Below are 23,543 nucleotides of genomic sequence, written 5' to 3'. Positions count from 1 at the left end.
GCGGAGGCCTTCTTGTGGTGTTCTGGTGGACCTGAGGGGATTCGAACCCCTGACCTCCTCGATGCGAACGAGGCGCGCTACCAACTGCGCCACAGGCCCGGAAACCTCGTAAACACTATCACGTCATTCGTGCCCACCTCGACGCGCGCTGCCCCCGTCGGCACGCGACGAGCAACGTATGCCGCTGACAGCATCGGTCGAGAGGGAGATCGACGGAGCGAGCCCGGCACCCGCGAACGGGCCGGAGTCACTCCCCCGACGCGCGACGCGCCAGGAGCCGCTGAACGTGATCCTGGATCTCCGATTCGTCGACGTACCCCATCGCGGCATACGGCGACGGAGCGGGGGCGACAGCGGCCGGACGAGCCGTCTCGATCGGGGTGGGAGCCTGCTCGGCGGCGAGCTCGCGCGCGGCCTCCTCGCGGGCAGCGGCGCGCAGCGCCTCGCGGGCGATCTGCTCGTCGACCACGGCGGCGGCGCGCGACCCGGCCGACGCGACGAGCGGGCGCGGAAGCTCGCGAGGCGTCCACGTGGGGCGCGGCTCGGGCACGAGGGCGACGTCCTGCACTTCGGTCGCGACCGCGCGCGTCGCTACCGACGTCGCAACGGACACGGGCGCCGTGCGGGCGGCCACGACGGAGATGCGGCGGAGGACGACGAGGGATGCCACGACGACGACCGACCCGAGAGAAAGTAGCACCGGCGCTCCCCCGGTGACGATCTGCGCGAGGCCGACAAGCGCGGCAACAAGGCCCGCAAGGCCCACCGTGGTCACGGTCAGACGGAAGCGGCGGCGAGCACGGACTCGACGAGCCTCGGGGCGCGCAACGGCCGCGGCGCGCTCGGCGTGCGCCCGCTCGACGGCGGCGGCACGCTCGGCGCGGGTCTTCTCGAGCGCGGCAGCGCGTTCGGCGCGAGCGACCTCGAGGGCCGCGGCACGCTCGGCACGAGCCAGGTCCACGGCCGCGGCGCGCTGCTCCTTGACGACATCGCGATCGCGGGCACTCTCGAGACGAGCCACCTCGAGTCGTGCCTTGGCCGCGGCGAGCTCGGTCTGGGCCTTCTCGGCCTGGATCTGGCGCGCGAGCTTCTGCTGCTGGTGGGCGGTGCGGGCCGTCAGCTCCAGCCGGACCTCGCGGGGCGTCTCGGCTGTCTCGGCGAGCACGCGCAGCGCCTGGTTGAGACGCACGGCATTGCGTTCGGCGGAGGTGAACCGGTGACGGCTCTGCCACGACGGAAGCAGATAGACGAGCCAGAGCGCGACCGCGACGAAGACGATCACGCCGCCGCTGAGAACCTGCCCACCCATGCCATAAAGGTAGGTCACCGAGAGATCACACCTCGGCATCCCCCGGCGTGTCGCGACGAGACTTTCGCCACGTACCGGAGGCGGATCGCAACGGAACCGTTCAGACCCGATCCGAAGGAGGAACGCGAGCGGCATCCGGCGGGACCTGCCCCCGCACGTATCGGTCCAGCACCCCGTACGGAACCTCTTCGCGCACGAGGGCGAAGGCGTAGTGGTCGCGCCAATCGCCGTCGATGTGGATGTACTTGCGGCGCAACCCCTCGTAGCGGAAGCCGAGCTTCTCGACCACGCGCAGGCTGGCGTGGTTCTCGGGCCGGATGCAGATCTCGACGCGGTGCAGGTTGAGCTCGGTGAAGCACACGTCGGTCGCCATCGCCACGCTGATCGTGGTGATGTTGCGACCCGCGAACTCCTCGGCGACCCAGTACCCGATCGTCGCCGACGCCAGCGACCCGCGCGACACGCCCCACACGTTCAGCTGCCCGGCGACGTCGTCGTCCCACGCCATCACGAAGGGGACGCCGACGCCGTCACGGTACTGCTGCAGGAGACGACGGATGCCGAGGCGCATGTCGAACGACACGGGACCGTCGGGGCTGGTCGCCTCCCACCGCTTCAACCACGAGCGGTTGTCGATCAGCTGCTGCTGGAGGACGCGCGCATCGCGATTGCGGATGAGACGGATCGACACGTCGCCGTGCCGCCGGGGGACGGACAGATCCATGGCGTCTTGCCCGGGTCAGAGACCCTGCGCGAACTCCTTGAACCAGGGGCGGAGGGCGGGGCCGAGGTCGTCGCGGTCGGCAGCCAGCTGCACGATCGCCTTGATGTAGTCGACACGGTCGCCGGTGTCGTAACGACGCCCGCGGAAGACGACGCCGTACACGCCGCCGCCGTCGCCACCACCGGTCGCGAGCTCTTCGAGGGCATCGGTCAGCTGGATCTCGCCGCCCTTGCCGGGCTCGGTGCGCTCGAGGATGTCGAAGACATCGGGACCGAGAACGTACCGACCGATGATCGCCAGGTTCGAGGGCGCGTCTTCGGCCTTGGGCTTCTCGACGAGCTGCGTGACCTTGACGACGTCTTCTTCGTCGGTGGCCTCGACGGCGGCCACGCCGTAGAGGTGGATGTGGGCGGGATCGACCTCCATCAGCGCGATGACGGTGGCACCGCCGCGCTTGTCGTACTCGTCCATCATCTTGGTGAGCAGCGGGTCGCGCTCGTCGATGAGGTCGTCGCCCAGCAGGACGGCGAAGGGGTGGTCGCCGACATGGCTGCGCGCACGCAGCACCGCGTGACCCAGACCCTTCGGCTCGCCCTGACGCACCATGTGGATGTCGGCGAGCTCGGACGAGTGCTCGACCTTGGCGAGCTTGTCGTCATCGCCCTTCTCGCGCAGCTTCGCCTCGAGCTCGGGCATGGAGTCGAAGTGGTTGGCGATGTTGTTCTTGTTGCGACCGATGATGATCAGGACGTCTTCGATGCCGGCGCCGGTGGCCTCTTCGACGACGTACTGGATGGCCGGCTTGTCGACGACGGGCAGCATCTCTTTGGGCATCGCCTTCGTGGCGGGCAGGAAGCGCGTACCGAGTCCGGCGGCCGGGATGACGGCCTTGAAGGGCTTATGAGGCATGGGCATACCTTAGCGGGGTCCTACGACACCGCCGGTAACGCGCCCGCCCGTAGACTTACCGCATGCCGGATCGTATCGAGCAGGCCAAGCGCGCACTGCGCGCCGATCTGCGCGAACGCCGCCAGACCATCTCCGCCCATGCGCGCGAGGTGGCCGAGGCCGGCGTCACAGAGCAGCTCGACGCCCTCGTCGCCCGCCTCGGCGCGCGCAGCATCTCGTGTTTCCTGTCAACCCCCACCGAGCCCGGCACGCACGCCTTCGTCCGCGCAGCGGTGGGGCGCGGCATCCGGGTCCTGCTCCCGATCACCCGTGAAGACGGTCTGCTCGACTGGAGCGTGGCCACTCCCGACACCGAGATCACCGAGGGACTGTTCGGGCTTCCCGAACCGGTCGGTGACGTTCTGGGGCCGATCGCCGTCAACGACGTCGACCTTCTGATCATCCCCGCGGCCGCCGTCGATCACCAGGGCATGCGTCTCGGCTGGGGTCGCGGCTACTTCGACAAGACCCTCGGCTCGATGGAGAAGTGCCCGCCGGTGTACGCGGTCATCTTCGACTCCGAGCTCATCGACGACGTGCCGCGCGACGTGCACGACCAGCCCGTCACGGGCGTGGTCACACCCACACGCACGCTGCCGCTCGCCGCCCACACCTCCTGAACACCCGAAGGACGCTCATGCCCACCTACTCCTACGCCTGCAAGCAGTGCGGTCACCGTTTCGACGCGGTCCAGTCGTTCGCGGACGCCGCCCTCACCGAGTGCCCCGAGTGCGGCGGCGAGGTGCGCAAGCAGTACGGATCGATCGGCGTGACGTTCAACGGCTCGGGGTTCTACCGCACCGACTCCCGCAGCTCCACCTCCGGCGGGTCCGGTAGCGGCTCGACCGGTTCTTCGACATCATCGAAGTCGGAATCGAAGTCGTCCGCCCCGTCCTCGGCCTCCTGAGCCCGAGTCGGCGCGGCCTGAGAGGAGCCAGCGCATGATCAAGGGATTCAAGGAGTTCATCCTCCGCGGGAACGTCATCGACCTCGCCGTCGCGGTGGTCATCGGCGCGGCGTTCACGGCGGTCGTCAACGCCATCGTCGCGGCGGTCATCACCCCGCTGATCGAGGTGTTCTACAAGCCCGCCGAGAACGGCGAGGTCGGGCCGACGATCACGGGCATCTACGGACAGGAAGTGGTCTTCCCCCTCCCCACCCTGCTCTCGGCGATCATCAGCTTCTTCGCCGTGGCGATCGTCGTCTACCTCGTGTTCGTCTACCCGATGAACCGGTGGAAGGCCATCGCCGCCGCGCGCGCCGGGGTGAACGAGCCCGCCTCGGACGAGCCGAAGCTGCCGACGGAGCAGGAGCTGCTCGTGCAGATCCGCGACCTGCTGGAGCGCCAGAACAAACTCTGAACCGATATCGCCCCACCCTGACGGCGTCCGCGCCGGGATCGCATCCCGGTCCGGGCGCCGTTTCGTCTGCGCGGGTCAGTAGTGCGGCGGGACGTCGCGCATCATGCGCTCGTCGTTGGGGCCGGATGCCGCGGGCCGCGCACCCGTCCCACGCGCGGGATCGTCGGCCGGCGCCGGTTCGGCGGTCGTGCCCGGGGCGGCGAGCAGGCGCGCCCGACGAGCACCGCGGACGCGGACGACCGGCTGACGCTCGGTGCCGCGACCGCTCGTCGCGTTCGCCTCGGGGACGGCATCGTGCGGGGTGTCGCTCATCGCGCACTCAGTCGGGAAGATCGAGCGACTCGGTGGTCGCGTCGGGGGCGACCGCGTCGTCGGGAGCGAGCCCCAGGAGCTCCCCGATACGGGATGCCACGCCCGCGGGGTCGCTGTACAGATCGAACGCGTGCACGCGCACGTAGTGCCAGCCGAGGCGGCGGAGGATCTGCGGCCGCAGACGGAGGGTCTCGCGGAGGGATTCGCCGATGGTCTCGGGATCGCTCTCGGCCACCACCGCCTTGCCCTGGTAGCGAGCGACGAGGGGAAGCAACCCGCGGTAATCGACGTCGACCTCGATGCCGAGTCTGCGCAGCTCGCGCGCCAGGGCGCGGGTCAGCGGATCGGCGAGGTCTTCGAGGCGCGTCTCGCGGCTGCGCGACGCGACATTGCCCAGAATGCCCATGAGGGTCGCGGCACCGTGCTCGAGGCGGCCGTCGTCGAACGCCGAGGGACGGATCGACGACACGATCACCATCGAGCGGCGAGCACGCGTCATCCCGACGGTGAGCAGTCGCTCCCCATCGGGCGTCGACAGGTCGCCGAAGTCGCTCAGGACGCGACCGTGGCGCGTGAGACCGAAGCCGAGCGAGAACACCACGCGGTCGCGACTCTCGGCCACGGACTCCTCGAGCGTCAGCACGGCGAAGGGCTCGGCGGCATCCCTCGAGATGAACTCGGCGACGTCGGAGCGTCCGGCCAACGCCGCCACGACCGAGGCACGCACGCGCTCGGCGTGCTTGCGGCTGGCGGTGACGACCATGAGCGATTCGGACGCCCGGTTCACGGCGTGCTCGACGACGAGCGTGACGACGCGGGCGACCTCGGCATCGGGGCTCTCGACCGCGCCGCTGACGGGGTCGGGGGCACCGACACCGCCCTCGACGTAATCGACGCTCAGGCTGCCGCGGCCGAGGTACGAACCGGCCCAGGGAAGCGAGACGATCTCTCCGCCGTAGAAGGCGTCGTTCACCAGCTGCGAGAGATCCTCGCCGCCGGCGCGGTAGCTGCGGGTGAGCGTCTCGACGGGCAGCAGCTCGGCGATGCGCTCGAAGACCGAGGTCTCGTCGAAGGGGACCTCGTCGGCCTCGTCGGGGCCGGCGGCGATCGACGCGCTCACGCGGAAGGGGGTGGGCTTCTGCACCACCGGGTCGCCGAACAGCACGACCTGGCGAGCCCGGCGCAGGGCCGGGGCCGCCTCGGCGAGGCACAGGGCCGCGGCATCCGCGATGATGACGACGTCGAACGCGAGATCGGTCGGAACGTCGGGAACCTCGTACGGCGACGCGAGCCACACCGGCGCGAGCGTGCGCAGCAGGGTGGGCGCGGCATCCGACATCTCCTGCGCCGTGTGCAGGCCGTCCTTCAGGACGCGCTTGAGGGCGGCCGCCTCGTCGGCGTGATCGACGATGCCGATACGCCACTGCGTCGCGAGCTGAGCGGCGAGCAACGGGCCGGCCGCAGCGGCGTGGGCCTCGTCGACGAGTCGGAAGTCGCGCTCGAGACGGTCGACGACGCTCGTGTTCGCACCGAGAAGAGCACGGTCGGTGCGCAGCAGGTGCTCGAGGGCCGACTGCCACCACGCGAACTCGAGTTCGGCCCCCACGCGCTCCTCGGGAACGTGGCGCACCGAGAGCTCGACGAGGAGCTGCTCGAGACCCAGGCGCGCGAGCTCGGAACGCAGTTGCGCGCGCTCGACGAGGTTGTCGAAGAAGGTCGACTCCGCGGCGAGACCGGCGAGGGTGCGCACGAGACGCTGCACGGGCAGGGTCGCGAGGCGCTCGGAGCCCTGACGGCCGAGGATCTGATCGAGTTCGCCGAGCAGGGCGTCGGTGCGCTGCCACGCGACGTGGACGTCCGCGAGACCCAGCGGCACCTCGGGGGTGACGCCGGCGTCGACGACGCGCTGCCACTCCGTACGCTGCTGCTGGATGCGCACGAGCGCCTCGTACATGTCGGGCACGTGGACGCCCGGGCGCACGTACTCCTTCGACAGCCGCTTGAGGCGACGACGGTTGGGACCGCTCATCGCGGAGGCGTCGCGGCGCGGCGAGTGCGCGTCGATGAGCTCGCCGAGCGGACGCTCGAAGACACTTGGGCTGAAGCGATCGAGCGACTCGCGGATGCCCTGCAGGAGCTTCAGGTACGACCCGAGCTCGGACACCGTCTGGAACGGGCGCATGCGCGTCTGCGCGATGAGCTCGTACCCGCGCTCGAGCAGACGAGGAACGTCGCTGCTGTGGAGCTTGCCCGCGAGATCGTGCGCCGCACGCGCGTCCTCGGTCCGCGAGAAGCTGACGCCGTACCAGGGCGAATCGTCGGGCCCGAAGCGGAACTCGCCGAGGCGCGCGGCCATCGCGAGCGCCCGGGCCGCGGCATCCCGTCGTCCGGCGAGTCTCTCGAGGGTCGCGAGATCGAAGCGGGCCTCGGTCGACGGAGCGGGAGAAGTGGATGCCAACGACGTCAGCGCGCGCAGGATGTCGAGCGCCGAGACGCCCAGCGCCAGGTGCGGCTCGGTCACGGCGGAGCGGTAGTCGCGCAGGACCGTGCGCAGACGCACGAGGGCGTCGTCGATCTCGGCGACCTTCGGCTGGTCGGCCTTCTCGTTGCGACCGATCGCGCGGATGAGGTCGCGACGCACGTGGTTCGGAGAGACGGCGAGACCCGTGAGGCCGACTCCGGCCAGACGGTGACGGATGCCGTCGAGCGTCGAGCGACGGGCACTGACCACGAGCACGCGCTTGTTGTCGTGGACGAGCTGCCCGATCGCGTTGATGACCGTCTGCGTGCCGCCCGTGCCGGGAAGGGTGTGCACGGCAAGCGACTGCCCCGCGGCGATGCGGGCGAGGACGCGCTCCTGCTCGGCATCCGCGTCGAGGAGCAGGGTGTCGGCAGCGGGAGTGCGCTCGTCGGGGCTCACGACCTGCGGGTCGTCGCGACGCACCGTGATGCGCGCGCGGTCGTCGGGGTGACCGGCGAGCGCGTTCAAGAGGGTGTGGTCGAGGTCGTGCGTGTCGCGAGCCATACCCGATCCGACGTCGGCGAACGACGAGATCACCAGACGCGGGTGCACGACGAAGGTCGGCACGTGCGAAGTGAGGCGGCGGATGTGGTCGATGACCGGCTGCGGCTTGAACACGCCCTGGTCGTAGGCGAGGCCCGCGAGAGCCGCGGGATCGATCTGGATGCCGAGGTGCGTGCGGAACGCGCGAGCGAGCTCGGGGTTCATGACGAACGCGCCGTGCAGCTTCAGTTCGAAGTCACCGTGGTGGCGGCGGATGGCGAGCGGGCGCAGGAGGACCGGAGCGGACCACTCCACTCCCCCGATCTTCCAGGCCGACAGGCCCACCGCGAGGTGCACGGGCTCGAGGCCGCGCGCGGTGCGCAGCTCGACGTTCTTCGCCGTGATGCGCTCGGCGGCCATGCGGGCCGTGCGCAGGGCCACCTCGTCGCGGAAGAGGTTCGACAGCATCGTCGCGCGACCCGTGATGAACTGCGGGAGCGAACCCGGGTGCGCCTTCGTGATGTCGATGCCGGCATCGCGGGCGTCGTCGAAGCGCAGGAGGGTCGAACGTCCGCCGAGAGCCGCAGCCTCGGACCGGATCCGGTCGCGTTCGGGGTCGGCCACGTGGCGAACCACGATGCCGGGTTCCGACAATCGCAGGTCGCCGGGATCGACGGACGACACCGTCTCGTCTCCGTCAGTGCCGATCACGGCACCGTCCTCAGCTCGCCACACACCTGTCAGACTAAGCCGGGCAGTGCGGGATCGTGCGCAGCGGGCCCGAGTTTCGCGGTAATCGGCGACACGCCGCGCCACCGGCTCTTCCTCCCCAGGTAGGGAGTCGGCGAGATCCTCCCCCTTGGCGCGCGATCGCGGCGCACGCCCCGGGCACGGTCATGAGGATGAGCGCATGAACAGAGTCACCAGCACCGAATACGACAGCCCCGTCGGGCCGATCCTGCTGACCTTCGTCGACGACGCCCTCGTGCGTCTAAATGTGGCCCTCGACGGTCTCGAGCTCGCGCGCGCCGAGATCGCGCACCGTCTCGGGGTCGTCCCCGAGCACCATCAGCCCACGGACCACCCCCTGGTCTCGCAGCTCGAGGAGTACTTCGACGGGACGCGACGGGCCTTCGATGTCGCCCTCGACTGGCGCTTCGCCCGCGGATTCACCCGCGCTGCGCTCGAGGCCACCCTCGAGATCCCCTACGGCGAAGTCGCCTCGTACGGCGAGGTGTCGATGATGGCCGGGGCCCCGCGAGCAGCCCGCGCGGTGGGAACGGCGTGCGCGTCGTCGCCGTTCTCGATCGTCGTCCCGGTGCACCGGGTCGTCCGCGCCGACGGCTCGATCGGCGAATACGGCGGCCACCCCGAGGTGAAGGAATACCTGCTCTCGCTCGAGAGCGACGTGATCCTCGGCGAGACCCTGCGCGCCTCGGCCTGAACGCCCCGGGCGCCGCGCGCGACGATGCCCGGCCTCGCGATGCGGGACCGGGCATCTATCAGTCAGTGATTCGAGGCCTTCTCGGCGCCGTAACCGGTGAGGGAGCGGACGTCCATCTCAGCGGCCTTGCGCGGATCCTCCGGCGTCCGCGACGTGACGGACCCGAGCCACCCGAGGAAGAACCCGAGCGGAATCGACACGATGCCGGGGTTGTTCAGCGGCCAGATCGCCACACCCGTGTTGGCGAACACGCTCGTCGCGGTCCCCCAGAACACCGGCGAGAGGAAGATCAGCACCAGGGCCGATCCCAGACCGCCGTACATGCTCCAGACGGCACCGCGAGTGGTGAAGCGGCGCCAGAAAAGCGAGAAGAGGATCGTCGGCAGGTTCGCCGACGCCGCGACCGCGAAGGCCAGCGCCACGAGGAACGCGACGTTCTGCCCCTGCACGCCGATGCCGCCGAGGATCGCGAGCACGCCGATCACGATGACCGTGCGCCGCGCGACCTTGACCTCGCCGTCAGCCGGGACGTCGCCCTTCTTCACGACGTTCGCGTAGATGTCGTGCGCGAACGACGCGGCCGCCGTGATCGTGAGGCCGGCCACCACCGCCAGGATCGTCGCGAACGCCACCGCCGAGATGAACCCGAGCAGGAGCGGCCCGCCGAGAGCCAGGGCGAGCAGCGGCGCCGCCGCGTTCACTCCCCCGGGCGCGGCGAGGATCGTCTCGGATCCGACCATCGCACCGGCGCCGTAGCCCAGGACGAGGGTGAGGATGTAGAACAGACCGATCAGCCAGATGGCCCACACCACCGAGCGACGCGCCTCTTTCGCGGTCGGCACGGTGTAGAAGCGCATCAGCACGTGCGGCAGACCCGCGGTGCCGAGCACCAGGGCCAGCGCGAGCGAGATGAAGTCCCAGGGGTTCTTGCCGTACTGCAGGCCCGGCGCAAGGACGGCATCACCCTTGGGAGAGGCCGCCACCGCGCTCTCGAGGAGCGTGTTGAGGTTGAAGCCGTTGATCGCCAGCACCCAGACCGTCATGACGATCGCGCCGCCGATCAGCAGGAACGCCTTGACGATCTGCACCCAGGTGGTGCCCTTCATGCCGCCGATGAGGACGTACACGATCATCAGGATGCCGACCACCGCGACGACGATCGACTGCCCGACGCGCTCGGTGATGCCCAGCAGCAGCGACACCAGGCCACCGGCTCCGGCCATCTGCGCGAGCAGATAGAAGAAGCAGACGGCCAGCGTGGTGATGGCCGCGGCCATGCGCACCGGCCGCTCCTTCAGACGGAACGACAGCACGTCGGCCATCGTGAACTTGCCGGTGTTGCGCATCAGCTCGGCGACGAGGAGCAGCGCGACGAGCCACGCGACGAGGAACCCGATCGAGTAGAGGAAGCCGTCGTAGCCGTTGATGGCGATGGCGCCGACGATACCGAGGAAGGAGGCCGCTGACAGATAGTCGCCGGCGATCGCGAACCCGTTCTGCGGTCCGGTGAACGAGCGGCCCGCGGCGTAGTAGTCGGCCGCGGTCTTGCTGTTGCGGCTGGCCCGGATGACGATGAACAGGGTCACGGCGACGAACGCCCCGAAGATCGAGATGTTCAGCACCGGGTTGTTCTCGACCGTCTGCACGGCCGCCTCGATGCTGGCGAAGACGTCGTTCATGCGCGGCCCCCGTCAGCTCGCTCGAGCTCGACCCGCAACGCCTCGGCCCCCGGGTCGAGGCGGCGGTTGGCATACGCGACGTAGCCCATGGTGATGGCGAACGTGGTGGCGAACTGGCCGAGCCCCAGCACGAGCCCCACCGTGATGGCTCCCGAAACCGGCTGCGCCATGAACTCCGGCGCGAACGACGACAGCAGAACGTAGACGAAGTACCAGACGAGGAACGCCACCGCGAGGGGGAAGACGAAGCTGCGTTGCCGCTTCTTCAACTCCCGGAACGGGGCGGACTCCTCGACCGCGATGTAGTCGACGCCGCCCTTGTGGGCTTCGTCGATGCGACGGTCCGTCATGTGGCCTCCTTGCCTCATGAGTGCGACGCAACGCTGCGTCGAACGGCGGAAAAGTCCGGGTCGGCCGCTGCTTCCCCGGTGATAGGGTCGACGCTACGAAACGCGGCGACGAAGCCGTCACCCCCGGAAGTAGGTAGTGCGTGAGTGCACCCTCCACACTTCGAGACGATGCGACCCTCGTGTCGCACGCGGTCGCCGAGCTCGCGCGCCGTACGCATTTCCCCGTCGCCTTCGGCGGGTTGGAGCACGACGGCGCCGTCCACGTCAGCACGATCGTCGGCGCCCGCACGCGCAGCATCGAGGGCCTCGTCGTCCACGCGTCGCGGGGTCTCGGTGGTCGCGCCCTCGTGGAGCGGCGCCCACGCATGACGCTGGACTACCGCACGTCTCGCTCGATCACCCACGACTACGACCGCGCCATCCTCGGCGAGGGGATCGCCACGCTGTTCGCCGTCCCCGTCCTCGTCAGCGGAGCGGCTCGCGGAGTCCTGTACTGCGGATCGTGGGCGCAGGCCCCGGTCGGAGACGTCGAGGCGCGCCCCGCCTTCGACGTCGCCGGCGAGCTCGGCACCGAGCTCCGCGTGCGCGCCGAGGTCGAGCGGCGACTGGCCTCGGCCCCCGGCCCCGAGAACGGACTCGGCGCCGGAGCGCGCGAGGAGATCCGAGAGAGCTACGCCCAGCTGCGCAGCATCGCGGCGAGGGTGTCCGACGACGAGGTGCGCCGTCGCCTCGAAGACGTCGAAGCGCGTCTCGCCGCCCTCACCGGAGACGCCGGCGACACGGCATCCGATTCCGAGGTGCACCTGTCCCGTCGCGAGATCGACGTGCTCGCGTGCGCCGCGGTGGGGTCGACGAACGGCGAGATCGCGGCATCGCTGCACCTGCGCGAGACCACGGTCAAGTCGTATCTCGCCTCGGCGATGTCGAAGCTCGACGCCTCCACGCGTCATGCGGCGGTGACGCGGGCGCGGCGCGCCGGCCTGCTGCCCTGAGTCCGGTCGAGAGGCCGGTGGGAAAACCCTGGCAATGACGGCCTGAGCTTGAGCGCGGCTCGGATTCTCGGCATCGTGGCTGACTCCTGTCGTCGATCAGAGAAGGAGAGTCACCATGCTGACGCTCACCGAAGAGGCCACGACCGCCGTGAAGACCATCACCGCCCAGTTCCCGGACGCCGCCCAGGGCGGCGTCCGCATCGAAGGCGCGGGATCCCCCGAGTCGCAGTTCGCGCTCTCGGTGGTGGATGGCCCCCAGCCCGACGACGCCGTCGTTGAGAACGCCGGAGCGCGTGTCTTCCTCGACAGCGACGCCGCCGCCGTCCTCGACGACCGCGTGCTCGACGCGCAGATCGACCCCGAGCAGGGCTCGGTGCAGTTCGCGGTGACCAGCGCCGCGTGACGCGCTGACGCTGTCGAACGATGCCCCGGCCGCGTGCCGGGGCATCGTCGCGTGCGGCGGGGGTGGCGCACGGGCGGGGCGGATGCCGGGACCTCAGCCCTCGAAGACCACGACCTCGTCGTTCGCGGCGTCGTAGACGAACTGCAGGGCGGTGCCGGCGGGCAGGTCGCCGTTGCGCAATTCGGGGGTGCCTTCGCTCAGGAGCATCGTCGCGGTGGGCGGGAACAGCCCGGCCCCACAGGAGGGCATGAGGTACTGGCCGTCATAGGACGTGCCGTCACCCAGCTCCTGCAGCAGCGCGGGTTGCCAGACGGTCATGCACTTCGGCCCTCCTTCCCCGGCGTCGAACGAGGCGTACACGGCGACGCGGAAGCCCTCGAACTCCGCGTACGACATGACTCCGCTCGACACTCCCCGCGTGAACGAGCTCGGCGGGCGGAAGCCCGGATCCGGCGCGAGTCGGGCGACCTGGGTCGCGCCCACCTGCAGAGGGTCGGTCTGCACGCGCTGCACGAGGACGAGCGCGGTCCCCGCGCAGACGACGACCAGGGCCGCCGCGGTCAGCAGGATCGTCGTGGAACGCCGCAGGCGCGGCATCCGGAACCTCCGTCGCGGCGGGTCGGGTACCGGGTCCGGCCCCTCATCCGCGCTGTCCTCGATCGGCGCCCCCTCCACATCCGGCGGGGCCGACCCGGAATCGGAGGTCGAGGAGGAGCCGTCGCGGCTCTCGAGCTCGATCAAGCGCCCGAGGGCCTCGGGGTCGTCGGCGATGTCGCCGCCCGGCGCGTACGCCCGGCGGCGGAGGGCGGACAATTCGTCATCATCGTCGATGCGCGGCATCTCCCGATTCAAGCAGGGTCTGCCCCGCGGCCGCGCTTCACCGCCCCGTGAACTCTGGACGGCGCTTGGCCTGGAAGGCGGCGAACCCCTCCCGGTAGTCGTCCGTGGCGGCGAGGGCCGCCTGGGCGCGGTTCTCGAGCGCCATCGCGTCCCACAGGCCCAGGCGCTCGTCGCGGATCGCGCTCACGATGCGCTTGCTCGCGCCGAAGGCCTGCGTCGGACCGGCCGCGGCCGAGAGGGCCGCCGAGGACGCGGCATCCTGAAGCTCCTCCGCCGGGAAAGCGCGCGAGAAGAGTCCGGCACGAACGGCCTCGGCACCCGACATCAGCCGCCCCGTGTAGATGAGGTCGAGCGTGGCGTGAGCGCCGAGGCGCTCGACGAACAGCGCGTGACCGCCGGAATCGAGGGTCGCCCCGAGGGCGGCGAAGGGTGAGCCGATCTTCGCGGTGTCGGCGACGTAGACGACGTCGGTGGCGATCAGCAGACCGAGTCCCACGCCGAGGCAGGCACCGTGCGCGACGCCGAACGTGGGTGCGGGGAACATCGCCATGCGGCGCAGCAGCGGGGTCAGCATGTCATCGAGGTAGCCGCCGACGTCGTCGGTCGCGGGATCGACGCCCGAGATGTCACGGCCGGCGCAGAACGAGGGCCCCTCTCCGCGCAGCAGCACGGCGCGGGCGCCGTCGGCCTCGGCGCGGTCGTACGCGGCGGCGAGCTCGTGCAGGTCGTTGAGGCCGAGGGCGTTGCGGCGGGAGGGCGCGTTCAGCACGATCTCGGCGACGCCCTCGTCGAAGCGGTAGTCGATCATCGCGCTCACCCGTCGTAGTCGACGCGGACGGCGTCGATGCTCGGGTGCGACTGACAGGTGAGGACGTATCCGCGCTCGATCTCGTCGGGCTCGAGGGCGTAGTTCTCGGTCATCGTCACGGCGCCCTCGATCACGCGGGCGCGGCAGGTTCCGCACACCCCACCCGCGCACGCGAACGGCACATCGGGGCGCACGCGGAGCGCGGCCGCGAGAATCGTCTCGTTCGCCGCGACCGGGCTGTCGACCGACGCCGACTGTCCGTCGAGGGTGAAGTCGATGCGGCGCACGGGTTCGTCCTGGCGCAGGCGCACCGGGCGCGCTCCCCCGGCCTGCGCGGGGGCGTCGCCGTCTCCCGCGGTGAACAGCTCGAACCGCACGCGCTCGCGCGGTACGCCGACCTCGGCGAGCACCTCGCGGCACAGCTCGACGAGGGCGAACGGGCCGCACAGGAGCCACTCGTCGACGGATGCCGGATCGATGAGCCGCGAGAGGATCAGCCGCAGCCGCTCGTCGTCGATGCGCCCTGAGAACACGGGCGCAGCGCGCTGCTCGCGCGACAGCACGTGATGGAGCGTCAGGCGCGACGGATACCGGTCCTTCAGGTCGGCGAGCTCGTCGACGAACATCACGTCGGTCGACGACCGGTTGGCGTACACGATGGTCATGCGGCTGTCGGCGGAGCGCTCGAGCACGTCGGCGGCGAGCGCCATGATCGGGGTGATGCCCGAGCCCGCGGCGATCGCGACGACGTGGCCCGTGGCCGTCGAGGCCTTCGAGACGAAGGTGCCCTGGGGGCTCATCACGTCGACCTCGTCGCCGGGGCGCAGGCCCTCGTGCGCCCAGGTCGAGAAGCGCCCGTCGGGGTCGCGCTTGATGCCCACGCTGATCGAGCCGGGCGCCGGCGGCCGGCAGATCGAGTACGAGCGGCGCAGCTCCTCGCCGTCGATACGGGCGCGGAGCGCGACGTACTGCCCGGGCGCGTAGTCGAATGCGTCCGCGAGGTCGTCGGGCACCGCGAAGGTCACCTCGATCGCGGTCGGGGTGAGGGGGCGCACGTCGGCGACGCGGAGGGTGTGGAAGCGGGCGCGGGCGCGCGGGGTTCCCGGTGTGGCGGCCGGGTTCACGGCATCCGTCATCGTCATCAGAGGGCCTTGAAGTGGTCGAAGGGTTCGAGGCACGCGCGGCACTCCCAGTGCGACTTGCACGAGGTGGAGCCGAAGCGCGAGACCTCGCGGGTGTCGAGGGATCCGCAGCGAGGGCACGCGACGCTGAGCTTCACGCGGATGGGTCCCGCGGGCGCGCGGCCGGTCGGCGGGGCGATGCCGTACTCGGTGAGCTTGCGCTTGCCGTCGTCGCTCATCCAGTCGGTCGTCCACGCGGGGGTCAGCGTCGTCTTCACCACGGCGTGGTCGAAGCCGGCCGAGGTCAGCGCGAGCACGATGTCGTCGCGGATCGCGTCGACCGCGGGGCAGCCCGAGTAGGTCGGGGTGATCGTGACGGTCACGGTGTCGCCGTCGAGGCGCACGTCGCGGAGCACCCCGAGGTCGTCGATCGTGAGCACGGGCACCTCGGGGTCGACGACGGCCGCGACGACCTCGCGCGCGTGCGCGAGTGTCGCGGTCACCATGTCGCCCCCGGATGCCGGCGGGCCAGCACCTGCATCTCGGCGAGCAACGGCCCGAACGAGGGATGGTGGGCACCCCGGCGACCCCCCGCGGATGAACCGGGGATCGAGGGCACGGGAACGTCCTCTTCGGCCAGAACGGCGGCGAGCACGTCGTCGACGCGACCGCGCAGCGACGACGGGCGCACGGCGATTCCGTCGAGCCGCTCGTGCAGCGGCTCGTCGCGGAACAGTTCGTCGAGATAGGGCCACACGTCGTCGAGGGCGACGAGGAAGCGTCGGCGCGACTCGTCGGTGCCGCCGGCGAGACGCAGCGTCCACTGCACCGCGTGGTCGCGGTGGTAGTCGACCTCTTTCTCGGCCTTCGCCGCGACCGCCGAGATCACCGGATCGGCGGATGCCGTGAGGTCGCGGTACAGCTCGAGCAGGTACGCGGATGCCAGGAGCTGACGGGCGATCGTGTGGGCGAAGTCGCCGTTCGGGAGCTCGAACAGCCAGGCGCTGCGGAAGTCGGGCTCGTCGCGCCAGTAGGCGAGGTCGTCTTCGCTGCGGCCGTCGTACGACCCCGCGTAGCGCAGGAGCGAGCGGGCGTGGCCGAGCAGGTCGAGGGCGATGTTGCCGAGGGCGACGTCTTCTTCGAGCTCGGGCGCACGGGCGATCCAGCCGCAGAGGTTCTGCGACAGGATCAGGGCGTCGTCGCCGAGCTGCAGGGCGTAGGCGGCGACGTCGGGGTCGGTCGCGCGGCCCTCTCCCCCGGCGAGCTCGGCCGACAGCTCGCGCGCGTCGAGCGAGACGTCGCCGTGCGGATCGTCGCCGTGCGGGGGATCAGGGGCTTCGACGGGCTCAGCCGCCGGCGCTGCACCGTGGTCGGTCCAGGTGCTCACAGGTGCGGCACCCCCTCGGAGGCGGTGTAGTACACCGCGTGCCGGTAGTTCTTTCCCGCGGGCGACTCGAAGAAGGCGCCCTTGGCTCCCGGGTCGCTCGTCGTCACGGCATCCGAGGGCACGACCCACACCGACACGCCCTCGCCGCGACGGGTGTAGAGGTCGCGGGCGTTGCGCACCGCGAGCTCGGCATCGGGGGCGTGGAGCGAGCCCACGTGCACGTGGCTCAGACCGCGGTTCGCGCGCACGAAGACCTCCCACAGCGGCCAGGTCTCGGCGGGGCTGCCGCCGGGGGTGGCCATCAGGCCGCCGCCGTCTCGGTACGGGCGGCGCTCTTCTTCGCGGCATAGGCCGCCGCGGCCTCGCGCACCCAGGCGCCCTCTTCGTGCGCGGCGCGACGGTTCTGCAGACGCTGGCGGTTGAGCGGCCCTCGACCGGCGAGCACCTCGTGGAACTCGGTCCAGTCGATCTCGCCCATGTCGTACTGGCCGGTCTCGTCGTTGAAACGCAGCTCGGGGTCGGGCAGGGTCACGCCCAGCACCGCGGCCTGCGGCACGAGCATCGAGACGAACCGCTGGCGCAGATCGTCGTTGCTGAAACGCTTGATGTTCCACGCCATCGACTGTGCCGAGTTGGGCGAGTCGTCGTCGGGCGGTCCGAACATCATGAGGCTCGGCCAGTACCACCGGTCCACGGCATCCTGAGCCATCTGCCGCTGCTCGTCGGTGCCCTGCATGAGCGTCAGCAGGATCTCGAATCCCTGGCGCTGGTGGAACGACTCCTCCTTGCAGACGCGCACCATCGCGCGTCCGTACGGTCCGTACGAGGCGCGGCACAGGGGCACCTGGTTGCAGATCGCGGCGCCGTCGACGAGCCAGCCGATCGCCCCCATGTCGGCCCACGTCGGGGTCGGGTAGTTGAAGATCGACGAGTACCGCGCCTTGCCGTCGACCAGTTGCTGCGTCATCTCGTCGCGCGTGATGCCGAGGGTCTGCGCGGCGGAGTACAGGTAGAGCCCGTGACCGGCCTCGTCCTGCACCTTGGCGAGCAGGATCGACTTGCGCTTGAGGCTCGGGGCGCGCGTGATCCACGCCCCCTCGGGCTGCATTCCGATGATCTCCGAGTGCGCGTGCTGCGAGATCTGGCGGATGAGCGTGCGTCGGTAGCCGTCGGGCATCCAGTCGCGCGGCTCGATGCGTCCGTCGGCCTCGATGAGGGCGTCGAACATCGCCTTGCCGTCTTCTTGCTCGGGCGCGGCATCCGTCGTGGGGGCGGTCATCGTCATCGTCGACTCCTTTTACAGACCGATCGTTCAGTAAAACTGTAGCGGAGGGCGCGAGGGACTGCAACGGGCGTGCACCCGCGGCACCGGACGTGTGTCGTGGAGGACATGGCAGACACCGCGCTCTTCGACGTCGACGGCACCCTCGTCGACACCAACTACCAGCACGCCCTCGCGTGGTACCGCTCGTTCCTGCGGCACGACATCGTGCTGCCGATCTGGCGGATCCACCGCGCCATCGGCATGGGCGGGGATCAGCTCGTCGCGTCCCTCACCAGCGACGACGTCGAGCGCGAGCACGGCGAGGCCTTGCGGACGGCGTGGACCGAGGAGTTCGACCCCCTCATCGACGAGGTGAAACCCTTCGAGGGAGCGCACGACCTTCTCGCGGAGGTGAAGAGGCGTGGGTTCCAGATCGTCCTCGCCAGCTCCGGCAAGAGCGATCATGTCGAGCACTTCCTCGACCTTGTCGAAGCTCGCGAACTCGCCGACGCCTGGACCACCTCCGACGACGTCGAGGCGAGCAAGCCCGCGCCCGACCTCGTTCAGACGGCACTCGATCGCGTGCCGGGTTCGCGCGGCATCATGATCGGGGACTCCCCCTGGGACGCGATCGCCGCTCGGAAGGCCGGCATCTCCACGATCGCCGTGCGCACGGGTGGCTTCTCTCCGGAAGAGCTTCGGGATGCCGGAGCCGTTCGCGTGTTCGACAGCCTCCGCGATCTCATCGACGGACTCGACGAGACGCCGCTCGCCCGCCCGGAGGCCTGAGACGCCCCGCGGCCGCGCCGCGTCGGCGAGACCGCACGCGTTTGTCGAGGACGCACCAGATGGCCACCGAACGTCTGCGTCCTCGACGAAGCGGTGCGTCCTCAGCGCACGGGCGGGGCGGCCACCCTCGATCGCCGGGACGTCAGCGCAGGTCGTACACGCGCTTGTACTTGCCCTCGCTGCGCGGCAGCACGCCGGGCTCCTCGACGCGCACGTCGACGGTCGTGCCGATCAGCACCTTGATGCGCTGCTGCAGCACGACGCCCGCGGCCTCGCACACCTCGCGGTCGAGGGCCGGATGCCGCTCGATGCGCACGGTCATGGCATCCATTCGTCCCTCGCGACGCAGCTCGAGCACGAAGTGCGGAGTGAGCTTCTCGATGCCCAGCACGATCTCCTCGATCTGCGTCGGGAAGAGGTTCACCCCGCGCAGGATGATCATGTCGTCGTTGCGGCCGGTGATCTTCTCGATGCGCCTCATCGCGGGGAACGCCGAGCCGGGCTGCAGCCGGGTGAGGTCGCGGGTGCGATAGCGGATGACCGGGAATGCCTCCTTCGTGAGCGAGGTGAACACCAGCTCGCCGAGCTCGCCGTCGCCGACGGGCTCTCCGCTGTCGCCGTCGATCGTCTCGGGGAGGAAGTGGTCTTCCCAGATGTGCGGACCGTCCTTCGTCAGGGCGCTCTCGGATGCCACGCCCGGACCCATCACCTCGCTCAGGCCGTAGATGTCGACCGCGACGAGGTCGAGGCGACGCTCGATCTCGTGGCGCATCTCGTTGGTCCACGGCTCGGCACCGAGCACCGCGACCCTCAGCGAGGTCGACCGCGGGTCGACGCCGGCGGACTCGAGCGCGTCGGCGATCGTCAGGAGGTAGCTGGGCGTGCAGAGAATGGCATCCGGCTCGAAGTCCTGGATGAGCTGCGCCTGCCGCGCGGTCTGCCCACCCGACATGGGGATGACGGTCGCGCCGAGGCGCTCGATCCCCGCGTGGGCTCCGAGACCGCCGGTGAACAGGCCGTAGCCGTAGGCGTTGTGCACGCGATCCCCGGCGCGGATGCCGGCAGCACTCAGCGACCGCGCGACGAGATCGGCCCACCGGTCGAGGTCGCCCGCGGTGTAGCCGACGACGGTGGGGCGCCCGGTCGTACCCGACGACGCGTGGATGCGGCGGACGTCGGCCATCGGCACCGCGAACATGCCGAAGGGGTAGGTCTCGCGCAGATCGGCCTTGGTCGTGAAGGGCAGCAGGCGGATGTCGTCGAGGCTGCGGATGTCGTCGGGGTGAACGCCGGCCTCGTCGAATTTGCGTCGGTAGAGCGCGACGTTCTCGTAGGCGTGGCGGACGGTCCACTGCAGCCGTTCGAGCTGCAGCGCGCGCAGGCTCTCGAGCGGGATCGCGGTCGGATCGACGGATGCCAGGAAGTCGGGGCGCGATGCGGCGGTCAGGGTCATCGGGACACCTCCGTGGTCGTGAGCGCCTCGTCGCGCTCGGGGGCGGGGTCGTGGGGTGCGCGGCGGCTGGCGGCTTCGACGGGCTCAGCCTCCGGCGGCCGCCGGTCGGTCGTGATGCTGCGGCCGCGCACCTCGGCGACGAGGTCGCCCGTCTCATCGGTCACGCGGATGTCGTACAGGCCCGTCCGCCCGCTCCGCGCGCGACGGGCGGCCGTCGCGGTGAGCGTCTGCCCCGCCGTCGTCGACTTCAAGAACGTGATGTCGGCGCCCCCGGCGACCGTGACCCGCTCGTCTTCGTTGCACGCGATCGCGAAGGCCGTGTCGGCGAGGGTGAACACGAGCCCGCCGTGGGTGATGGCGAAGCCGTTGAGCATGTCGTCGCGCACGGTCATCGACACGCGGGACTCCCCCGGCGCGGCGTGCTCGACGACCATGCCGAGCATGCGCGAGGCGTTGTCGTTGCGCATCATCGGCCGCAGGCTCATGCGAGCACCCCCTCCGACCGAGGAGCGGGCGCCCACGTCTTGGCCACGAGCGTGAGCACGTCGTATTGCGCGACGAGCTCGTCGTTCTGGTTGCGGATCACGGCATCCCAGCGCACCTCGCCGTACTCGTCGGTCTCGCGCGGGGTGATCTGCTTCGCCGTCAGGGCGACGCGGATGCGGTCACCGGGTGAGACGGGAGTGACGAAGCGCAGGTTCTCGAGCCCCGAGTTCGCCAGCACCGGGCCGGGCGCGGGGTCGACGAAGAGGCCGGCCGCCCACGACACGAGCAGGTATCCGTGCGCGACGCGGCCCGGGAAGAAGGGGTTCGCCGCCGCCGACTCCTCGTCCATGTGCGCGTAGAACGTGTCGCCGGTGAATCTCGCGAACACCTCGATGTCGTCGAGGGTGACCTCGCGTTCGGCCGATTCCACGGCATCCCCGATTCGGAGGTCCAAGAGGGGCTTGCGGAACGGATGCGTCCCGGCGGAGTCGGTCTCGGCTCCCGGATGCCACACCCCGGTCAACGCGGTGAGCATGCGGGGCGAGCCCTGGATCGCGGTGCGCTGCATGGAGTGGAGCACTGAGCGGATGCCGCCGAGCTCCTCACCGCCGCCGGCGCGGCCGGGTCCGCCGTGCACGAGGTGCGGCACGGGGGCGCCGTGTCCGGTCGAGGTGCGGGCGTCGTCGCGGTCGAGGAAGAGCACGCGGCCGTTCATCGCGCCCATGCGGGTGAGCAGCTCGGTCGCGACGTCGGGGTCGTGGGTGGCGACGCTGGTGACGAGCGATCCCCCGCCGCGGCCCACGATGGTCGCGGCCTCGGCGACGTCGGCGTACTCGACGATGCTGGCGACCGGGCCGAACGCCTCGATGTCGTTGACGGCCGGGGTCGCGGCATCCGCGAAGGCGAGCAGCATCGGCTGCAGGAACGCGCCATCGGTAGGAGCACCCTCGGGCGTCTCCGCGGATCCCACCACGAAGCGCCCACCCGCATCGGTGAGGGCGCGCACCTGGCGGAGCACCTCGTCGCGCTGCTCGAGGGAGACGACCGGCCCCATCGTCACGCCCTCGGCGCGTGGGTCGCCGATGACCACGCGCTCGGCGATCTTGTCGCGCAGCGCCTGGGCCACGGCATCCGTCATGCCCGTCGGCACGATCGCGCGGCGGATCGCCGTGCACTTCTGACCCGCCTTGGTCGTGAGTTCGACCAGCAGTTGCTTGACGTAGGCGTCGAACTCGGGGGTGCCGGGGGTGGCGTCGGGGCCGAGGATCGAGGCGTTGATCGAGTCGGTCTCGCTCGTGAACCGCACGCCGGGCTTCGCCTGGGCGCGCAGGCGCTCGGCGGTCGAGGCACTGCCGGTGAACCCGACGGTGTCGCCGAGGTCGAGCAGGTCGAACAGGCCCGGGACGCTTCCGCTCACCAGCTGCAGCGAGCCCTCGGGCAGCAGGCCGGTCTCGACGACCATGCGCACCCACGCCTCGGCGACATAGGCCGTCGGGGTTGCGGGCTTGACGATCGTGGGGAGCCCGGCGAGGAAGGCCGGAGCGAACTTCTCGAGCGCGCCCCACATCGGGAAGTTGAAGGCGTTGATCTGCACCGCGACGCCCGGCAGGCGCGTGTAGACGTGCCGGCCGAGGAACGAGCCGTCCTTCGACAGGGGCTCGATCGGTCCGTCGAGCACGACCTTTCCGGCGGGCAGCTCGCGCCGCGCCTTCGACGAGAAGGTGAACAACACGCCGATGCCGCCATCGATGTCGCTGAGCGAGTCGCGGCGGGTCGAGCCGGAGCGCGCCGAGAGGGCGTAGAGCTCTTCGCGACGCTCGTTCAGCGCGATCGCGAGGTTCTTCAGCACCATCGCGCGCTGGTGGAAGGTGAGGGCACCGAGGCTCTTCTGGCCGGTGGTGCGCGCGTAGGCGACCGCGCCCGCGAGATCGAGTCCGCGCGTGCTGATGCGAACGATCTCCTCCCCCGTCGAGGCGTCACGCACGATCGCCGCGTCGGAGTCGCTTTCGGGTGCCCACCAGGCGCCGTTCACGTAGCTGGGGAGGAAGGTCATGAGGCGCTCCATTCGTAGAATCCGCGGCCGGTCTTGCGGCCCAGGTGCCCCTCGGCGACGAGGTCGCGCAGCAAAGCGGGCGGGGTGAAACGCGCGCCGAACGCGCGCTCGAGTTCTTCGGCGATGCCGAGGCGCACGTCGAGCCCGACGATGTCGGTGGTGCGCAGGGGTCCCATCGGATGCCGGTAGCCCAGCTCCATCGCCGTGTCGATGTCGTGCGCGGTGGCGACACCCTCCTCGAGCATGCGGATCGCCTCGAGCCCGAGCGCGACCCCCAGCCGGCTTGACGCGAAGCCCGGCGCATCGCGCACGACGACCGCGGCCTTGCCGATCGCCTCGACCCAGTGCGTCGCCCGCGTGACGACCGCGGCGGCGGTGCGCTCGCCGGTCACCACCTCGACGAGCGCCGACGCCGGGACGGGGTTGAAGAAGTGCAGCCCGAGGAACCTGTCGGGACGCGCGAGAGATGCGGCGAGCGCGTCGATCGAGATGGAGGAGGTGTTGGATGCCACGACCGCGTCGTCCTGCACAGCCCCCTCGATCCGCGCGAGGGCGTCGCGCTTGAGGTCGCGATCCTCGGGCACGGCCTCGATCACGAGGCCCGCCTCGGCGAATGCATCCCCGTCGACTCCGGTGGTGAGGGTGTCGGCATCCGGAATCTGCGTTCCGCGCTCGGCCGAGCGGGCCAGGGCGGTCTCGACGCGCTCCCGTGCCTGGGCGGCGGCGGCCTCGTCGCGCTCGACGACGTGCACGCGGGAGCCGGCGAGCAGGAACGCGTGCGCGATCCCCGCACCCATGCGGCCTCCGCCGAGCACC

25 protein-coding genes and 1 tRNA gene are annotated in these 23,543 nt (G+C 70.5%); 7 read left to right on the top strand and 19 right to left on the bottom strand.

Features of this window, described 5'->3' with window-relative positions; genetic code table 11:
• Positions 1-23: 23 nt before the first annotated feature.
• The 4 genes from AB6V31_RS10395 to galU all read right to left on the bottom strand — a co-directional run bounded on the left by AB6V31_RS10395 (position 24) and on the right by galU (position 2,942).
• Positions 24-99 (bottom strand) — tRNA-Ala (locus tag AB6V31_RS10395).
• Positions 100-247: 148 nt separating this feature from the next.
• Positions 248-1,327, bottom strand: a complete 1,080-nt coding sequence (locus tag AB6V31_RS10390; protein WP_369365481.1) for a large exoprotein — start codon at positions 1,325-1,327, stop codon at positions 248-250.
• A gap of 82 nt (positions 1,328-1,409) precedes the next feature.
• Positions 1,410-2,033 (bottom strand): GNAT family N-acetyltransferase, encoded by a 624-nt coding sequence (locus AB6V31_RS10385; protein WP_056229062.1) that lies wholly within the window; start codon positions 2,031-2,033, stop codon positions 1,410-1,412.
• A 15-nt stretch (positions 2,034-2,048) separates the two neighbouring features.
• Positions 2,049-2,942 carry a UTP--glucose-1-phosphate uridylyltransferase GalU gene (gene galU, locus AB6V31_RS10380; protein WP_056229819.1) on the bottom strand — a complete coding sequence of 298 codons (894 nt, stop codon included), beginning with the start codon at positions 2,940-2,942 and terminating at the stop codon, positions 2,049-2,051.
• 62 nt (positions 2,943-3,004) lie between these two features.
• On the opposite strand from galU, the gene AB6V31_RS10375 reads away from it, so the two are divergent.
• The 3 genes from AB6V31_RS10375 to mscL are packed head-to-tail and all read left to right on the top strand — an operon-like array spanning position 3,005 to position 4,342.
• Complete coding sequence (locus AB6V31_RS10375; protein WP_369365478.1) at positions 3,005-3,601, top strand: 5-formyltetrahydrofolate cyclo-ligase; 597 nt, start codon at positions 3,005-3,007, stop codon at positions 3,599-3,601.
• A 17-nt stretch (positions 3,602-3,618) separates the two neighbouring features.
• Complete coding sequence (locus tag AB6V31_RS10370) at positions 3,619-3,888, top strand: FmdB family zinc ribbon protein (protein WP_056229069.1); 270 nt, start codon at positions 3,619-3,621, stop codon at positions 3,886-3,888.
• A 34-nt stretch (positions 3,889-3,922) separates the two neighbouring features.
• Complete coding sequence (gene mscL, locus AB6V31_RS10365; RefSeq protein WP_056229073.1) at positions 3,923-4,342, top strand: large conductance mechanosensitive channel protein MscL; 420 nt, start codon at positions 3,923-3,925, stop codon at positions 4,340-4,342.
• Positions 4,343-4,417: 75 nt separating this feature from the next.
• Here mscL and AB6V31_RS10360 read toward each other — a convergent pair whose 3' ends face one another.
• Together AB6V31_RS10360 and AB6V31_RS10355 are read right to left on the bottom strand one after the other, a co-directional pair.
• The gene (locus AB6V31_RS10360) at positions 4,418-4,654 is read right to left on the bottom strand and encodes a hypothetical protein (protein WP_369365476.1); all 237 of its coding nucleotides are present in this window, start codon (positions 4,652-4,654) and stop codon (positions 4,418-4,420) included.
• A 7-nt stretch (positions 4,655-4,661) separates the two neighbouring features.
• Positions 4,662-8,369 carry an AAA family ATPase gene (locus tag AB6V31_RS10355; RefSeq protein WP_369365474.1) on the bottom strand — a complete coding sequence of 1,236 codons (3,708 nt, stop codon included), beginning with the start codon at positions 8,367-8,369 and terminating at the stop codon, positions 4,662-4,664.
• A 199-nt stretch (positions 8,370-8,568) separates the two neighbouring features.
• Here AB6V31_RS10355 and AB6V31_RS10350 point away from each other — a divergent pair, with 199 nt between their 5' ends.
• Positions 8,569-9,102 (top strand): methylated-DNA--[protein]-cysteine S-methyltransferase, encoded by a 534-nt coding sequence (locus AB6V31_RS10350; RefSeq protein WP_056229080.1) that lies wholly within the window; start codon positions 8,569-8,571, stop codon positions 9,100-9,102.
• A gap of 62 nt (positions 9,103-9,164) precedes the next feature.
• Here the strand turns inward: AB6V31_RS10350 and AB6V31_RS10345 are convergent, their stop codons facing one another.
• Together AB6V31_RS10345 and AB6V31_RS10340 are read right to left on the bottom strand one after the other, a co-directional pair.
• Positions 9,165-10,781 carry a cation acetate symporter gene (locus AB6V31_RS10345; protein ID WP_369365472.1) on the bottom strand — a complete coding sequence of 539 codons (1,617 nt, stop codon included), beginning with the start codon at positions 10,779-10,781 and terminating at the stop codon, positions 9,165-9,167.
• Positions 10,778-11,131, bottom strand: a complete 354-nt coding sequence (locus AB6V31_RS10340; RefSeq protein WP_369365470.1) for a DUF485 domain-containing protein — start codon at positions 11,129-11,131, stop codon at positions 10,778-10,780. Before AB6V31_RS10340 ends, AB6V31_RS10345 begins: the two co-directional genes overlap by 4 nt.
• A 140-nt stretch (positions 11,132-11,271) precedes the next feature.
• Between AB6V31_RS10340 and AB6V31_RS10335 the strand changes: the two genes are divergently transcribed.
• Positions 11,272-12,123 carry a LuxR C-terminal-related transcriptional regulator gene (locus AB6V31_RS10335; RefSeq protein ID WP_268104368.1) on the top strand — a complete coding sequence of 284 codons (852 nt, stop codon included), beginning with the start codon at positions 11,272-11,274 and terminating at the stop codon, positions 12,121-12,123.
• 115 nt (positions 12,124-12,238) lie between these two features.
• Positions 12,239-12,526, top strand: a complete 288-nt coding sequence (locus tag AB6V31_RS10330) for a Fe-S cluster assembly protein HesB (protein ID WP_056229095.1) — start codon at positions 12,239-12,241, stop codon at positions 12,524-12,526.
• 93 nt (positions 12,527-12,619) lie between these two features.
• Here the strand turns inward: AB6V31_RS10330 and AB6V31_RS10325 are convergent, their stop codons facing one another.
• The 7 genes from AB6V31_RS10325 to paaA all read right to left on the bottom strand — a co-directional run bounded on the left by AB6V31_RS10325 (position 12,620) and on the right by paaA (position 17,967).
• Positions 12,620-13,366: a hypothetical protein gene (locus AB6V31_RS10325; RefSeq protein ID WP_369365468.1), complete on the bottom strand. Its 747-nt coding sequence runs from the start codon at positions 13,364-13,366 to the stop codon at positions 12,620-12,622.
• 37 nt (positions 13,367-13,403) lie between these two features.
• On the bottom strand, positions 13,404-14,174 hold the full coding sequence (locus AB6V31_RS10320) for an enoyl-CoA hydratase/isomerase family protein (protein WP_369365711.1): 771 nt from the start codon (positions 14,172-14,174) through the stop codon (positions 13,404-13,406).
• Between the two features lie 5 nt (positions 14,175-14,179).
• Positions 14,180-15,316 carry a 1,2-phenylacetyl-CoA epoxidase subunit PaaE gene (paaE, locus tag AB6V31_RS10315; RefSeq protein WP_369365466.1) on the bottom strand — a complete coding sequence of 379 codons (1,137 nt, stop codon included), beginning with the start codon at positions 15,314-15,316 and terminating at the stop codon, positions 14,180-14,182.
• Positions 15,316-15,801 (bottom strand): 1,2-phenylacetyl-CoA epoxidase subunit PaaD, encoded by a 486-nt coding sequence (gene paaD, locus AB6V31_RS10310; RefSeq protein ID WP_369365465.1) that lies wholly within the window; start codon positions 15,799-15,801, stop codon positions 15,316-15,318. Before paaD ends, paaE begins: the two co-directional genes overlap by 1 nt.
• On the bottom strand, positions 15,795-16,571 hold the full coding sequence (gene paaC, locus AB6V31_RS10305; RefSeq protein WP_268104932.1) for a 1,2-phenylacetyl-CoA epoxidase subunit PaaC: 777 nt from the start codon (positions 16,569-16,571) through the stop codon (positions 15,795-15,797). The genes paaD and paaC overlap by 7 nt, the downstream gene beginning before the upstream one ends.
• 107 nt (positions 16,572-16,678) lie before the next feature.
• Entirely contained in the window at positions 16,679-16,984 is a 306-nt protein-coding gene (gene paaB, locus AB6V31_RS10300; RefSeq protein WP_055838158.1) for a 1,2-phenylacetyl-CoA epoxidase subunit PaaB, read from the bottom strand.
• Positions 16,984-17,967: a 1,2-phenylacetyl-CoA epoxidase subunit PaaA gene (paaA, locus tag AB6V31_RS10295; protein ID WP_369365464.1), complete on the bottom strand. Its 984-nt coding sequence runs from the start codon at positions 17,965-17,967 to the stop codon at positions 16,984-16,986. The genes paaB and paaA overlap by 1 nt, the downstream gene beginning before the upstream one ends.
• Positions 17,968-18,072: 105 nt before the next feature.
• Here paaA and AB6V31_RS10290 point away from each other — a divergent pair, with 105 nt between their 5' ends.
• Positions 18,073-18,735: an HAD family hydrolase gene (locus AB6V31_RS10290; RefSeq protein WP_369365463.1), complete on the top strand. Its 663-nt coding sequence runs from the start codon at positions 18,073-18,075 to the stop codon at positions 18,733-18,735.
• Positions 18,736-18,877: 142 nt separating this feature from the next.
• On the opposite strand, the gene paaK is transcribed toward AB6V31_RS10290, so the two are convergent.
• From paaK to AB6V31_RS10270, 4 genes are read right to left on the bottom strand one after another with little or no spacing between them, the layout of a single operon-like run.
• Positions 18,878-20,188, bottom strand: a complete 1,311-nt coding sequence (paaK, locus tag AB6V31_RS10285; protein WP_268104376.1) for a phenylacetate--CoA ligase PaaK — start codon at positions 20,186-20,188, stop codon at positions 18,878-18,880.
• Complete coding sequence (gene paaI, locus AB6V31_RS10280) at positions 20,185-20,673, bottom strand: hydroxyphenylacetyl-CoA thioesterase PaaI (protein WP_369365461.1); 489 nt, start codon at positions 20,671-20,673, stop codon at positions 20,185-20,187. The genes paaK and paaI overlap by 4 nt, the downstream gene beginning before the upstream one ends.
• Positions 20,670-22,727: a phenylacetic acid degradation bifunctional protein PaaZ gene (paaZ, locus tag AB6V31_RS10275; protein ID WP_369365458.1), complete on the bottom strand. Its 2,058-nt coding sequence runs from the start codon at positions 22,725-22,727 to the stop codon at positions 20,670-20,672. Before paaZ ends, paaI begins: the two co-directional genes overlap by 4 nt.
• Positions 22,724-23,542: a 3-hydroxyacyl-CoA dehydrogenase family protein gene (locus AB6V31_RS10270; RefSeq protein WP_268104933.1), complete on the bottom strand. Its 819-nt coding sequence runs from the start codon at positions 23,540-23,542 to the stop codon at positions 22,724-22,726. The genes paaZ and AB6V31_RS10270 overlap by 4 nt, the downstream gene beginning before the upstream one ends.
• Position 23,543: the final 1 nt, after the last annotated feature.

This window comes from Microbacterium sp. 16-032, from assembly GCF_041079455.1.
GTDB lineage: Bacteria > Actinomycetota > Actinomycetes > Actinomycetales > Microbacteriaceae > Microbacterium > Microbacterium testaceum_A.
Note: the sequence above shows the minus strand (reverse complement) of the source record. Positions and strands in the feature narration are given on the sequence as shown.